Genomic DNA, 14,009 nt, shown 5'->3' with positions numbered 1-14,009 from the left:
CTCGTTCCCATGGATGCCGCCGCATGGGACGAGCACTACTCCACCACCGAACTGGTGTGGGGCGCGCCCCCGAACGCCACGGTGGTCGAGCAGGTCTTCGGGCTGGAACGCCGGGTGCCGGTGGGCGGGTACGGGGCCGGCGAGGGCCGGCCCGAGCTGCCGCGGGTGCTGGACCTGGGCTGCGGCGAGGGCCGCAACGCGCTCTGGCTCGCCACCCACGGCTGGCAGGTGGACGCCGTCGACTTCTCCCAGACCGGTATCGACAAGGGCCGTACCGTCGCCGCCCGGCTCTCCCGCTCGGTGCGCGGGCGCATCCGCTGGGTGCACGGCAATGTCACCGATCTGGACCGTGCGGGCATCACCGGCCCCTACGAACTGATCCTGGTCGCCTTCCTGCACCTGCCGCCCGAGGACCGTCGCATCCTGCTGCTGCGCGCGGCCGGGATGCTCTCCCCCGAGGGCACCCTGCTGGTCATCGGCAACGACACCCTCAATCTGGTCGAAGGCTATGGCGGCGAACAGGATCCGGCCCTCACCTTCACCCCGGCCGACATCATCGCCGATCTCGCCGCCGCCGAACCGGCCATTCGGGTCCAGATCGCCGACCGCGTGCACCGGCCCACGGAGGACCGCGACGCCATCGACGCCCTGGTGGTCGCCACCCGTCCGGCGGTCGAGGACCCGGACGCGCCGCGGGCCCTCGAGGTTCCGCAGCCCCCGGCACTGGACATGTTCTGACGGGCGCGCGGCTCGTCAGTGGTCGACCGTCAACCCCGTGAGCCGTGCGCTCTCGTCCCACAACCGGGTGCGGCGGGCCGGATCGGTGGTGTGCGCGGCGGTCGCGACATCCTTGCGGCGCACGAAGAATCGACCGGACACGCCCTCGACTTCGGGCGCGGTGGCCAGCCAGACCGGCGTATCGGCCCCGGCGTCGGGACCGGGCAGCAGCGGATTGACCCACTGCGACCAGCCGAAGATCCGCAGCAGCCCGCGCGCGGACTCCCGGCCCAGCCCGGTGTGCCGGATGATCCCCGGATGCGCGCCGTTGACGGTCACGCCACTGCCCGCGAGCCGCTCGGCCAGGCTGTAGACGAACATCGCGTTCATGTTCTTGGTGCGCCCGTAGGCCACGAAAGGCCGGAAACTGGGCGGGAATCCGAGCGCGCGCGGATTCCGGAATCCCAGGTCGTCGAGATCGACGGGCACCGAGCGCAAGGCGGTCGGTGACGCCCCGACCACCACCAGTCGCGCGGATCGCCCCGCGTCGGCGAGGTTCTCACCCAGGGTGCGCAGCAGCAGGTACGGCGCGAGGTGATTGGTGGCCAGGGTCGGCTGCAAGCCCTCGGCGGTGCGGTCGGCGATGTCGGCCACCACGGCGGCATTGCTGATCAGGATGTCGATCCGGCTGTCCCGCAGGCGATCCGCGAGCGCGCGCACGTCCGCGACCAGCGAGAGGTCCGCGAGTTCGTCCCGCAGTACGGCGTCGGGCACCGCCGCCGTGATCCGTTCCCGCGCGGCGCGCAACCGGCCCGGATCCCGCCCGACCAGCACCACCTCCGCACCGGCCGCGGCGAGTTGCCGCGCGATCGCTTCCCCGATGCCATTCGTCGCGCCCGTGACGACGGCTGTTGTTCCCCGGTCCATACCCGCTCCCCTCAAAGGTTGACAGTGTCAACCTAGGCGCGCTGGTTGACACTGTCAACCTCTGATTACGATGGACCGATGCCGCCGTCCACCCGCACCGTGCTGCTCGATTCCGCCCTCCGCCTGCTCGACGCCGGCGGGGTCGAGGCCGTCACGCTGCGCGAGGTCGGCAGCGGCGCGGGCGTCTCGCACAACGCGCCCTACAAGCACTTCGCCAACAAGGACGCGCTGCTCGCGGCGGTCGCCGCGCGCGAATTGTCCGAACGCTCAGCGGATTTCGCACGCATCGTGCAGGAGCGCCCGGAGCCGGTCGAAATGCTGCGCGGGGTGCTGCACGGCTATATCGCGTGGGCCCTCGAACACCCCGCCCGCTTCAAACTGGTCTTCGGCCACTGGGCCGACGAGACCCCCGAACTCGCCGAAACCGGCCGCAATGCCCAGAACGCGCTGATCGCCCTGGTCGGACTGGCCCAGGAGGCGGGCAGCCTGCCCGGCGGCGACACCGAACGCCTGGCCTCCCTGGTCCGCGCGCTGGCCCACGGGGCCGCCGACCTCGCCTCCTCCGGCCACCTGGACGCGAACGGCAAGGGGCACGCGACGCCGACCGACCTCGTCGACGACCTGCTCGCCTACCTGAGCAAAGCCCGCTGAGCCCGCGGGCCGAACCCGGTCGGCGGTACCCACCCGCTCAGTTCGCGGACCAGCGCTCCAGCCACGGCTCGATCGCGGCGACGATCTCGTCGAACCCGGCGCGATACGAATGCGCCTGTCCCGCAATGACATGCACCTCGGCCGCATCGGCGGCGTCGGGAATGCCGAAGGGGTCGCGCGCGCCGTTGACCACGACGACCTCGATATCGCCGGGGTCGAGCAGTTCCTCGCGCCGCGACTTCTCCGGCTTACCCGGCGGATGCAGCGGGAACGACAGCGCGACCACGCCGCGCGCACCGGCCGCGCGCGCGGTCCGGCACGCCACCCGCGCACCATTGCTCCGCCCGCCCTGGACCAGCGGCGCGCCCCGGACTTTCTTCCGCAAGGCCGCGATGATCTCCAGCCAGGCCGCGTCCTGCACGTCGGCCTTGCCGGGCGCGCGCCGCCCCGCGACCCGATAGGGCTGGGTCACCAGCGCCACCGCGCCCCCCAGGGCGACAGCCGAATCCCGCACGGCCAGCAAATCTTTCGCATCCACCCCGCCGCCGGCGCCGTGGGTGAGCACCAGCAGGAATCCGGGCTTGTTCCGCCCGGGCTCGGCGATCTCCACCTCCGCCGGTCCGGCACTCGTCTCGATCCGCATATACGCACCGTAACCACCGTCACAGGCCGGTTTCGCGCGGCACACCGGCGGTGTGCGCGAGGGTTGCCCACCCGCCCGGAACCGACTGTGTCGAGGGCCTCACATCGCCCCGGCATCGATCTCCGACAGGGCTTTCACCTGCGATGACGGGATCCCCACGGACTCAACACAACCCCAACCCGCGGTTACCCGCGTGCTTTCGGTCACATTCGGCCTCGATCGGGTTGGCGGGCCTCCTACCGGTCGGTAACATGGCGCATAAGTTACCCGCTAGTAGCGCTGCTTTACGGTGTCTACCCGGTGGAGACCTTACGGGCGGGAACGGCACACACCGAACCGCACCCATCTCAATGGAGAGTGAGTACGACCATGGGTCACTACAAGAGCAACGTCCGCGACCTCGAGTTCAACCTCTTCGAGTTCCTGGGCATCCAGAAGCTCCTCGACGCGGGCGCCTACGGCGACCTCGACGCCGACACCGTCAAGGAAATGCTGAGCGAGGTCCGTCGCCTGGCCGAGGGCCCGCTGGCCGAGTCCTTCGCCGATGCCGATCGCAACCCGCCGGTCTTCAACCCGGACACCCACACGGTCACCCTCCCCGAGTCCTTCAAGAAGTCCTACCGCGCCCTCGAGGACGGCGGCTGGTCCAAGGTTCCGGTCCGCGAGGAGCTCGGTGGCCTGGGCGCCCCCTCCGTCGTCGGCTGGGCGCTGGGCGAGATGGTCCTGGGCGCCAACCCGGCCGCCCAGATGTACGCCGCCGGTGCGGGTTTCGCGCAGGTCTTCTACAACAACGGCACCGATGAGCAGAAGCAGTGGGCGCAGAAGATCGCCGACCGCAACTGGGGCGCCACCATGGTGCTGACCGAGCCCGACGCGGGCTCCGACGTCGGCGCCGGCCGCACCAAGGCGATCCAGCAGGAGGACGGCTCCTGGCACATCGAGGGCGTGAAGCGCTTCATCACCTCGGGTGACTCGGACGACCTCTTCGAGAACATCATGCACCTGGTGCTGGCCCGCCCCGAGGGCGCCGGCCCGGGCACCAAGGGCCTGTCGCTGTTCTACGTGCCGAAGTTCCACTTCGACTTCGACACCGACACCATGGGTGAGCGCAACGGCGTGTTCGTCACCAATGTCGAGCACAAGATGGGCATCAAGGTCTCGGCCACCTGTGAGGTCACCTTCGGCGGCCACGGCGTGCCCGCCAAGGGCTGGCTGGTCGGCGAGATCCACAACGGCATCGCGCAGATGTTCGACGTCATCGAGAACGCTCGAATGATGGTGGGCACCAAGGCCATCGCCACCCTGTCGACCGGTTACCTGAACGCGCTCGAGTACGCCAAGACCCGCGTCCAGGGCGCCGACTTGACCCAGATGACCGACAAGGCCGCCCCGCGCGTCACCATCACCCACCACCCGGACGTGCGTCGTTCGCTGGCCATGCAGAAGGCGTACGCCGAGGGCCTGCGCGCCGTGTACCTGTACACCGCCGCGCACCAGAACGCCGACGTCGCCGAGCTGGTCTCGGGCGCCGACGCCGACACCGCGTTCCGCGTCAACGACCTGCTGCTCCCGATCGTCAAGGGTGTCGGCTCCGAGCGGGCCTACCAGTACCTGACCGACTCGCTGCAGACCTTCGGTGGCTCCGGCTTCCTGCAGGACTACCCGATCGAGCAGTACATCCGCGACGCCAAGATCGACTCGCTGTACGAGGGCACCACCGCCATCCAGGCGCAGGACTTCTTCTTCCGCAAGATCGCCCGCGACCGCGGCGTGGCGCTGGCCCACGTGGCCGGCCAGATCCAGAAGTTCATCGAGCGCGAGGGCGGCAACGGCCGTCTGAAGGCCGAGCGCAAGCTGCTCGCCACCGCCCTCGAGGATGTCCAGGGCATGGCCGCCACCCTGACCGGGCACCTGATGGGCGCCCAGCAGGACCCGAAGGAGCTCTACAAGGTCGGCCTGGGTTCGGTCCGCTTCCTGCTGGCCGTCGGTGACCTGATCATCGGCTGGCTGCTGCTGTCGCAGGCCGAGGTCGCCATCAACGCCCTCGACGCCGGCTCCACCGAGAAGTTCTACGACGGCAAGATCGCGACCGCGCAGTTCTTCGCCCGCAACGTGCTGCCCGAGCTGACCTCGGTCCGCACCGTCCTGTCGAACCTCGACAACGACATCATGGAGCTGGACGAAGCCGCGTTCTGACGAAGGGTCCCGGGGGCTTCGCCCCCGAAACTCCGTAGGGAAACGTGGGGCCCAGCCCCCAAACCCGCCAGCAAAGCGATGCGGCCCGGATTCTTCCGGGCCGCATCGCTTTCGGTCGTTATTGGAACCGTTTGGCCGTTATTGGCACCGCACGACCGGGATCGGGTCGTACTTGACGGTGCGGGTGTTGCGGGAGATCTCCTTGCCCGTCTTGGCGTCGCGGATGACGCGGGTGTCGGAGGTGGTGAAGCCGGAGCCGCCGCTGGAGGGGACGCAGTCCTTGCCCGCGGGCAGCGTGATGGTCTGGGGCTCGGTGTATTTGGAGCGATCCCCGGTGATCGATTCGACCTCGACGGTCTTGGTGCTCCACATGCGGACGGTCACGTTCGAGTCGTCGGAGGTGGCGTCGATGATCACGCCGTACGGGGTGTTGTTGCGGAACTTCAGGTCGATCGCGCCGTCGAAGACGGTGGCCTCACGGGCGGCCGGATAGCGCGAGATGTAGTAGCTGTGCTCGGTGTGGCCCGCGTCCTCCATGCCCGCGAAATAGGCGGCGTTGTAGAGGGTGGTGGCGAACTGCGAGATGCCGCCGCCGACCGCGTTGGCGGGACGGCCGTTGTTGATGATGCCGGACTCCACGTAGCCCTCGGCCAGACCGCGGGGGCCGGTGAAACCGTTGAGCGAGAACGTCTCCCCGGGCCGCACCAGCGCGCCGTTCACCTTGCGGGCGACCACGCCGATGTTCACCCCGGACGGTCCGCTGAACCCGCCGGTGGTGAAGGAGCCGATCACCTCGGTGATGCCGAGCTTGCCCGCCTCCTCGGTGGTCAGCTTGGGCTGCACGTCCTTGTAGGTCACCGGCTTGACCCGCATACCGGGCGAAGTCAGCACGGCCGGAAGGTCTTCCAGGGTCTTGTCCCAGTCGACCAGCAGCCCGGGCACCGCGGGCCGCACAGTGGCGCGGGAACCGCTCAGGTCGAAGCTCGCGTCCTGCGGCTTCGTCTCGGTGGCCTGCAACTGCGGGGCCAGGATCGCGATCATCGCCTCCCGGTTGCTCGAAAGGCCCAGTCCGCCATGGCCGTCCGGCGGGAAGGAGAGCACGCTCGCGATCTGCGCCGGTTCCACGGTGGCGTCGCCGCCCTGTCCGGTGAATGTGATCGGGGCGCGCACGGCCGGTTCCGCGACCATCCGCACGGTGCGGTCGACGGCGTCGGCGGTCACCTTGGCCGGGGTCTCCACCATGGGCAGGGTCACCGTCGAGCCGTCGGCCCAGTGCTCGATCAGCGTGGTGCGGGCGGCCGGGACGTCGAGGGTCAGGCCGGGCACCGGGCGGACCGCGACGGGCCGCGCGCCCTCGAAGGCGATCCCGCCCTCGACCGGACGCCGATCGTGCGCCCGCAGGGCCTCCAGCTGCTTGTCCAGGGCCGCGGCGTCGACGGTTGAGGCTGGCTCCACATCATGGGTGGTGAAGAAGGATGCGATCCGGGTGAAGGGGTTGAGCGGCTGACCGCCGATCCGGTCCCACGTGCCGTCCCAGTCGACGTCCAGTCCGGCGGCCCGCGGCACTACTTCGGTGGTGGTGTCCCCGGCGCGGACGGTGACCGGGTGGGTCGCCCGCTGTTCGAGCGCGGGTTCCAGTCGGGCCCGCGCGGCCGCCCGGTCCTCGCCGCCGATATCGATCCCGGCCACCTGTGTACCGCGCGGCACATTTCCGGACGAAACGGACAGATCAACCAGGTATCCGACCGTCGCGGCGGCTGCCAGCACACCCACGGCGATCCCGGCGCGACGCCCGGCCTTCGAATTCAGAACGTGGCGTACATGAGCAATTCCACCGGTCACGAACCATCTCCCAGATTTCAGCAAATCTGCTGCAACGATACCGGGCGTGTGATTTCGGACCAGTCCTGAGACGCAGAGAGCTCCGTGCGGTTGCCGGGTCGGGGGTCTGGCAACAGCACGGAGCCACCCGTTCTATCGACACCGGTTCCAGGGTGTTACACACCCATTTCACGAATCGGGAAAAGTTTCCGGCGAGGGCTATCGTCGTCATAGCGAACGCAACATCTGATCTCGAAAGAGGCGGAGGAGCGACACCTATGCAGCTGGGGATGATCGGACTCGGGCGGATGGGCGCGAATATCGTGCGCCGGATCGTGCGCGACGGGCACACCGCGGTCGGATATGAACGCAAGTCCGCACACATCGAGGAACTCGCCGGGGAACTCGGCGACAAGTTCCAGGGCAGTACCGAACTCCAGAAATTCGTGGCCATGCTCGACACCCCGCGCGTGGTGTGGGTGATGATCCCCGCCGGTGCGACGGGCGCGGTCATCGATGATGTCGCCGAGCTGCTGGAGCCCGGCGACATCATCGTCGACGGCGGCAACAGTCGCTACCACGAGGACATCGCCCGCGCGAACACACTGCGGCCCAAGGGGATTCACTACATCGACATCGGCACCTCGGGCGGCGTGTTCGGCCTCGACCGCGGCTTCTGCCTGATGATCGGCGGCGAACCGGAACCGGTCGCGCACCTGGATCCGCTGCTGAGATCCATCGCCCCCGGCGTGGACGCCGCACCCCGCACGCCCGGGCGCAGCGGCACTCCGTCCCAGGCCGAGCAGGGCTATCTGCACTGCGGCCCGGCGGGTGCGGGGCATTTCGTGAAGATGGTGCACAACGGGATCGAATACGGCGCCATGGCCGCCTATGCCGAGGGCCTCAATATCCTGCACAAGGCGAATGTCGGCAAAGAGCGGGACGACGAGCATTCCGCCGAAGTCACGCCGCTCGAACATCCCGAGTACTACCGCTACGACATCGATATCCCCGAGGTCGCCGAGGTGTGGCGGCGCGGATCGGTGGTGGCGTCCTGGCTGCTCGATCTCACCGCGGCCGAGCTGTACGCCGACCCGAATCTCGACTCCTTCGGCGGCCGGGTCTCCGACTCCGGCGAGGGCCGCTGGACCGTGGACGCCGCCATCGACGAGGGCGTGCCCGCACCGGTGCTGTCGGCGGCCCTGTTCCAGCGCTTCGCCTCCCGCGGCGAAGCCCTGTTCGCGGACAAGACGCTGTCGGCCATGCGCCAGGCCTTCGGCGGGCACCACGAGCTACCGAAGCAGTAAATGGGATACGGACCACGGCTCGCGGCTGGCCGCTGAAGTCTCGGCGAGGCGGGGGAGCTACCGTCGGAGATATGCGCCTTGCACCGGGGATCGTTGTCGCGGTAACCGCCCTCGCACTGACCGCCTGTTCGAGCGGAAAGGGCACCAACGACGCCGCGCCGAGCAGTAGCGTCAGCGCGGCGGCGAGCAGCAGCGCCGTCGCGCCGCCGCCGACGACGCCGGGTAAACAGGACTGCGCGGCGGGGTACCTCTCGGAGTTCACCCTGCGGCAGAAGCTCGCGCAGTTGCTGACCGTCGGCGTGACCGGTGAGGCCGACGCCGAGAACGTGGTGCGGAACGAGCAGATCGGCGGCATCTTCATCGGCAGCTGGACCGACAAGGCGATGCTGGCCCAGCATCAGGTCGACGCGGTGCAGCAGGCGTCGCGGACCCCGCTCATGGTGACCATCGACGAGGAGGGCGGCCGGGTCTCGCGGGCCAAGGACCTGATCGGGCCCGCGCCCTCGGCCCGGGTGATCGCCCAGACCATGAGCCCCGACGAGTTCTACACCTTCAGCCTGGACCGCGCGAAGAAGCTGCGGGCCCTCGGTGTGACCGTGGACTTCGCGCCGGACACCGATGTGAGCGCGCAGGCCGACGACTCGGTGATCGGCGACCGCTCCTTCTCCGATGATCCGGATGTGGTGACGCAGTACGCGGGCGCGCAGATCCGGGCGATGAAGGACGCCGGGCTGGGCAGCGTGATCAAGCATTTCCCGGGTCACGGCTCGGGTTCGGGTGATTCGCACACCGGCGCGGTGCGCACGCCGCCGCTGGATCAGATGCAGACCACGGACCTGGTGCCGTTCCGCAATCTGGTGGATTCGGGCGCCGCCGTGATGGTCGGGCACCTGGATGTGCCGGGTCTGACCACCCCGAATGTGCCGGCGAGTATCAGCCCGCAGGCGATGGCGCTGCTGCGTCAGGGCACGGGTTACGGCGCAGCACCCTTCGAGGGGGTCATCTTCACCGATGACCTGGGCGGCATGGCCGCGATCACCAGCCGGATGAGCATCGAGGACGCGGTGGAGGCCGCCCTGATCGCGGGCGCCGACAATGCCCTGTGGATCACCACGGACGCGGTGCCGAAGGTGCTGGACCGGCTCGTGGCGGCGGTGAACAGTGGCCGCTTACCGGGATCCCAGGTGGATGCCTCGGTCTTGCGCATGGCAAAGTTCAAGGGCTCCGCGCCGCACTGCTGAGATCATCCCCGACGCCGCCGTCCAGGCTTGGCGAATCACCGGCAATTCACACTGGCGGAACTTACCATGGAGTAAGATAAGGGCTTCGGCGCTTGCGATGAGCGCCGGATGTCCGGTCCGAGGAGAGTGAATGGCAGGCGGAACGAAACGGCTTCCTCGCGCGGTGCGCGAGCAGCAGATGCTCGACGCCGCCGTGGAGGTCTTCTCGCGCAAGGGCTACCACGACACCTCGATGGACGCGATCGCCGCCGAGGCGAAGATCTCCAAGCCGATGCTGTACCTCTACTACGGCTCCAAGGACGAACTCTTCCGCGCCTGCATCCTGCGCGAGAGCGCGCGGTTCATCGAGGCGGTCGCGGTCGCGGGCAACCCCAAGCTCACCCCGCACGAGCAGCTGCGCGCGGGCCTGGAGGCGTTCCTCGCCTACGTGGACCAGAACCGGCTGTCCTGGCAGGTCCTCTACCGGCAGGCGCTCGGCCAGCAGCCGTTCGCCACCGAGATCGCCAACAGCCGCGACCGGGTCATCGAGCTGACCGCGAAACTGCTGGAGTCCAGCGCCAAGTACGCCGAGCCGGGCACCAATTTCGAGGTGGTGTCGGTGGCGGTGATCGGCGCGGGCGAGGCCATCGCCGACCGGGTCGCGAGCGGGCAGATCGATATGGACGTGGCCGTGAATCTGCTCGACGATCTGGCCTGGCGCGGCCTGTCCGGCAACAAGAAGCGGGCCGAGCCCGCCTGAGCTGGTCGGCCCACCGGACTTGCCGTCCCGGCGCGCGCCTGCCACAGTTCGCTGCGATCGTGTTGCAGGACGGCCCTTCCGGCCGGGGAGCGGGGACATCTTGTTCGGCTTGCTGAAGCCGTGCGCGCACAGTGCGGCACGGCACGGAATCGATCCCTCGGCGTGGCAGGCGCACATGTGCGGCCTGTGCCTGGGCCTGCGCGACGGCCACGGCCAGCTGGCCCGCGCGGCCACCAATACCGACGCCATCGTGCTCGAGATCCTCACCGAGGCGCAGCAGTCGCTGCCTTCGCCGCGCACGGCCGCGGGCCCGTGCGCGCTGCGCGGCATGCGCCGGGCCGAGGTGCTCGCCGCGGACGCGCCCGGGGTCCGGCTGGCCGCCACCGCGTCACTGCTGCTGGGCGCGGCCAAGATTCGCGATCACGTGGACGACGGCGACGCCCACCGGCTGGCCCGCCGCCCGCTGACCCGCGTCTCCACCCGCTGGCACGCCCGGGCCCGCTCGGCCGCGGCGCCGCTGGGCCTGGATGTGGAACCCCTGATCGCGGCCATCGAATCGCAGCTGCGCCTGGAGAACTCGCCCGGCAGCTCGCTGGCGGAACTGACCGAGCCGACCCAGGTCTGCGCCGCGGAACTGTTCGCGCACACCGCGATCCTGGCCGATCGCCCCGAGAACGCCGACGCGCTGCGCGAAGCCGGATGGCATTTCGGCCGGATCGCCCATCTCGCGGACGCGCTCGAGGATCTCGACGCGGACCGCGCCGAGGGTCGCTTCAATCCGCTGTCCGCCACCGGAATCACACCCGAGCAGGCGCATGCCTTGGTGGCCGAATCGAATTCGCTGCTGCGCGCGGCCCTGACCCGGGTCGCCCTGGACCGGACCGCGACGGTGCGCTGGGCGCTGCTCGATCCGCTGGGCAGTGTGGTCAAGCGGCTCGGCCGGGCCGCGGGCGTCGTCCACACCTGCGCCACGGGCGCGTGCCGCACCCAGGCCGCCGCTCTGCCGGTGGCCGCCTTCACGCAGCGCCCCGATTCCGATGACCTGATCAAGCAGCCGAGCCTGCTCGAGGGTCTCGGCATCATCTGCACCCAGTACTGCACCGGTTACGCGTGCTGCGCGGAGCACACCGGCCCGTGCAGCGGCCGCCGCAAAGAGCCGTGGATGAACTGCTGCGACGGCTGCGGGAACTGCGGCTGCGACGGCTGTGACGGCTGCGGAGACTGCTGCGACTGTGACTGCGACTGCTGCGACTGCGGTTGCGATTGCAGCTGCTGACGGCCGGATTTCGTCCGGCTCCGGAATGGCAAGAGCCGCACGCTGTTCCGTCCCGGATGTAGAAACCCCTGCGTGGCGACATCCGAAATATGAAACAGCGTGCGGCTCCTCACCCCCATCGGGCGAACCGCGAATCGCGATCCGGCCCGAGTCTGCGGGTGCCGGGCTCAACACTCCCTCGCGCCGCGGAGCTGAGACCGCTCCGTTTTGCGAGGATCAGCGCAGCGTAGCCGTCAGATGCGGATAGCCCTTCTTCGGGTGCTTCAAGGACAAGTCCCACCCACCGGACGCCTGGTCGGCGTACACGTTCACGGTGGACGGCAGCAGGATCGGCTTGCCGAACTTCACCGAGTAGGTGGTCCGGTCCGGAACCCGGCCCTCGATGGAACCGAGAATGGCGGCCGCCGACCACATGCCGTGCGCGATGGGCTTCGCGAATCCGAAGGCCTTGGCGCCCAGCGCGGAGGTGTGGATCGGGTTGTGGTCGCCCGAGGCGGCGGCGTAGCGGTTGATCATCTTCTGGTCGACCCGCAGCGTGCGCAGCGGCGGGGGCGGCACCTCGTCCGGCTTCGGCTCCGGCTTGGGGCCGCCGGACAGCGAGGTGCGCTGCTGGTGCAGGAAGGTGGTGACCTGCCGCCACACCAGCTCACGGCCGACGCTCACCTCGGTGACGGCGTCCACGAGCAGGCCTTTCGGGTGCTCGCGCAGGTTCTCGATGTGGGTGTCGAAGTCCAGCGGCTCGGCGACCGAGATGGGGCGGGTGCGCTCGATGACGTTCTCCGCGTGCACCGCGCCGACCGCCACGAACGGGAAGTCCCGGGCGACGACCAGCTGCATGGCCAGCGGGAAGCTGAGCACGAACGGGTAGGTCAGCGGCAGCGAGTCGCTGAAGCGCAGCCCGGTGGCCCGGCAGTAGGCGGCCAGGTGGTCCGGGTTCACCCGGAAGCCCTCCAGCCGGACGCGACGGTCGGGCAGGGTCGGCTTGCGGGCCGAGAGTCCGGGCACCGGCAGCGCGCCGAGGGCGGCCTTGACGAACAGGCCGCCGTTCTTCGGCACCTCGGACAGAGTGATGGTCTGCGACATCATGCTCCGATCATGGCCTGGCCGCAGACGCGAACGATGTTGCCGTTCACCGCGTTCGAGGCCGGGGAGGCGAAGTAGGCGATGGTCTCGGCGACGTCCACGGTCTGACCGCCCTGCAGCAGGGAGGACAGCAGGCGGCCGCCCTCGCGAGTGGCGAGCGGGATGGCGGCGGTCATGGCGGTCTCGATGAAGCCGGGGGCGACCGCGTTGATGGTGATGCCCTTCTCGGCCAGCTTCGGGGCCTCGGCGTTGACCATGCCGATGACACCGGCCTTGGAGGCGCCGTAGTTGGTCTGACCACGGTTGCCCGCGATGCCCGCGATGGAGGACACGTCGATGACGCGGCCCCCGGCGCGCAGCGCGCCCGCGGCGACCAGGCCCTCGGTGATGCGGTGCGGCGCGGCCAGGTTCACGTTGATGACCGAGTTCCAGCGGCCCTCGTCCATATTGGCGAGCAGCTTGTCGCGGGTGATGCCGGCGTTGTGGACGACGATGTCGATGCCGCCGAAACGCTCGGTGGCGAAGGCGGCCAGCTTCTCGGCGGCGTCGGCGGCGGTGACGTCGAGCGCGAGCGCGGTGGCGCTGACCTTGTTGGCGGTCTCGGACAGCGCCTCACCGGCGGCCGGGATGTCGGCGACGATCACGGTCGCGCCGTCACGGGCGAAGACCTCGGCGATGGTGGCGCCGATACCGCGGGCGGCGCCGGTGACCACGGCCACCTTGCCCTCCAGCGGCTTGTCCCAGGAGGCGGGGGCGACGGCGTCGTCGGAGCCGACCCGGAAGACCTGGCCGTCGACGAAGGCCGACTTGCCCGACAGCACGAAACGCAGGGTGGACTCCAGACCCGTTGCGGCGGTGGCGGCTTCGGGGTGCAGGTAGACCAGGTTGGAGGTGGCTCCGCGCAGCAGCTCCTTGCCGACCGAACGGGTGAAGCCCTCGAGCGCACGCTGCGCGATCTGGCCGTCGACCGAACCGGCCAGCTCCGGGGTGGTGCCGATGACCAGCACACGGCCCGAGGGGGCGATGCTGCGCATGGCGGGCTGGAAGAACTCGAACAGCTGCTGCAGCTCTTCGATGGTCTTGATGCCGGTGGCGTCGAACACGAGCGCGCCGAACTTCACACCCGGGGTGACGGCGTCGACGAAGGTGTAGTCGCCCAGCAGGTTTCGCACGGCGTCCGCGGCGCGGCCCTTGCCGCCGAGCAGCACGGGGCCCGGGAGGGCGGCCTCGCCCGCCTTGTAGCGACGCAGCGTCTCCGGCTGCGGCAGGCCCAGCTTCGAGGCCAGGAACGCGCCGGGGGCGGAGTGAACGAAAGATCCGTAGAGGTTGGGAGCGCCCTTGCTCTTGCTGGCAGCCACGTTTCCTACCTTCTCCTTGTCTAGGCCCGCGGACGGTGGATTCTTCAAGA

12 protein-coding genes are annotated in these 14,009 nt (G+C 69.5%); 7 read left to right on the top strand and 5 right to left on the bottom strand.

Annotated features, from left to right (window positions below):
- Window positions 1-9: 9 nt before the first annotated feature.
- Window positions 10-738 carry an SAM-dependent methyltransferase gene (locus ACFYTS_RS17125; protein ID WP_387305130.1) on the top strand — a complete coding sequence of 243 codons (729 nt, stop codon included), beginning with the start codon at window positions 10-12 and terminating at the stop codon, window positions 736-738.
- 15 nt (window positions 739-753) lie between these two features.
- Here the strand turns inward: ACFYTS_RS17125 and ACFYTS_RS17120 are convergent, their stop codons facing one another.
- Window positions 754-1,644, bottom strand: coding sequence for an SDR family NAD(P)-dependent oxidoreductase (locus ACFYTS_RS17120; RefSeq protein ID WP_387305127.1), 891 nt, complete (start codon window positions 1,642-1,644; stop codon window positions 754-756).
- 78 nt (window positions 1,645-1,722) lie between these two features.
- Between ACFYTS_RS17120 and ACFYTS_RS17115 the strand changes: the two genes are divergently transcribed.
- Window positions 1,723-2,295 carry a TetR/AcrR family transcriptional regulator gene (locus ACFYTS_RS17115; RefSeq protein WP_357274478.1) on the top strand — a complete coding sequence of 191 codons (573 nt, stop codon included), beginning with the start codon at window positions 1,723-1,725 and terminating at the stop codon, window positions 2,293-2,295.
- Window positions 2,296-2,332: 37 nt separating this feature from the next.
- On the opposite strand, the gene ACFYTS_RS17110 is transcribed toward ACFYTS_RS17115, so the two are convergent.
- On the bottom strand, window positions 2,333-2,938 hold the full coding sequence (locus ACFYTS_RS17110; protein WP_387305124.1) for an alpha/beta family hydrolase: 606 nt from the start codon (window positions 2,936-2,938) through the stop codon (window positions 2,333-2,335).
- 369 nt (window positions 2,939-3,307) lie between these two features.
- Between ACFYTS_RS17110 and ACFYTS_RS17105 the strand changes: the two genes are divergently transcribed.
- On the top strand, window positions 3,308-5,134 hold the full coding sequence (locus ACFYTS_RS17105) for an acyl-CoA dehydrogenase (protein WP_357274482.1): 1,827 nt from the start codon (window positions 3,308-3,310) through the stop codon (window positions 5,132-5,134).
- 138 nt (window positions 5,135-5,272) lie between these two features.
- On the opposite strand, the gene ACFYTS_RS17100 is transcribed toward ACFYTS_RS17105, so the two are convergent.
- Window positions 5,273-6,976, bottom strand: a complete 1,704-nt coding sequence (locus ACFYTS_RS17100) for a VanW family protein (protein WP_387305122.1) — start codon at window positions 6,974-6,976, stop codon at window positions 5,273-5,275.
- Between the two features lie 257 nt (window positions 6,977-7,233).
- On the opposite strand from ACFYTS_RS17100, the gene gnd reads away from it, so the two are divergent.
- The 4 genes from gnd (at window position 7,234) to ACFYTS_RS17080 (ending at window position 11,518) form a co-directional block, all read left to right on the top strand.
- Window positions 7,234-8,262: a phosphogluconate dehydrogenase (NAD(+)-dependent, decarboxylating) gene (gene gnd, locus ACFYTS_RS17095; RefSeq protein ID WP_387305119.1), complete on the top strand. Its 1,029-nt coding sequence runs from the start codon at window positions 7,234-7,236 to the stop codon at window positions 8,260-8,262.
- 71 nt (window positions 8,263-8,333) lie between these two features.
- Window positions 8,334-9,503: a glycoside hydrolase family 3 N-terminal domain-containing protein gene (locus ACFYTS_RS17090; RefSeq protein WP_387305116.1), complete on the top strand. Its 1,170-nt coding sequence runs from the start codon at window positions 8,334-8,336 to the stop codon at window positions 9,501-9,503.
- 130 nt (window positions 9,504-9,633) lie between these two features.
- Window positions 9,634-10,242: a TetR/AcrR family transcriptional regulator gene (locus ACFYTS_RS17085; protein ID WP_357274490.1), complete on the top strand. Its 609-nt coding sequence runs from the start codon at window positions 9,634-9,636 to the stop codon at window positions 10,240-10,242.
- Between the two features lie 100 nt (window positions 10,243-10,342).
- A complete protein-coding gene (locus ACFYTS_RS17080) occupies window positions 10,343-11,518 on the top strand; it encodes a DUF5685 family protein (protein ID WP_387305114.1) in 1,176 nt (391 codons plus the stop codon).
- A gap of 216 nt (window positions 11,519-11,734) precedes the next feature.
- Here ACFYTS_RS17080 and ACFYTS_RS17075 read toward each other — a convergent pair whose 3' ends face one another.
- Together ACFYTS_RS17075 and ACFYTS_RS17070 are read right to left on the bottom strand one after the other, a co-directional pair.
- The gene (locus tag ACFYTS_RS17075; RefSeq protein WP_387305184.1) at window positions 11,735-12,601 is read right to left on the bottom strand and encodes a MaoC family dehydratase; all 867 of its coding nucleotides are present in this window, start codon (window positions 12,599-12,601) and stop codon (window positions 11,735-11,737) included.
- Complete coding sequence (locus ACFYTS_RS17070; protein WP_387305111.1) at window positions 12,601-13,959, bottom strand: 3-oxoacyl-ACP reductase; 1,359 nt, start codon at window positions 13,957-13,959, stop codon at window positions 12,601-12,603. The genes ACFYTS_RS17075 and ACFYTS_RS17070 overlap by 1 nt, the downstream gene beginning before the upstream one ends.
- Window positions 13,960-14,009: the final 50 nt, after the last annotated feature.

This window comes from Nocardia sp. NPDC004151, assembly GCF_042874235.1.
Lineage (GTDB): Bacteria > Actinomycetota > Actinomycetes > Mycobacteriales > Mycobacteriaceae > Nocardia.
Note: the sequence above shows the minus strand (reverse complement) of the source record. Positions and strands in the feature narration are given on the sequence as shown.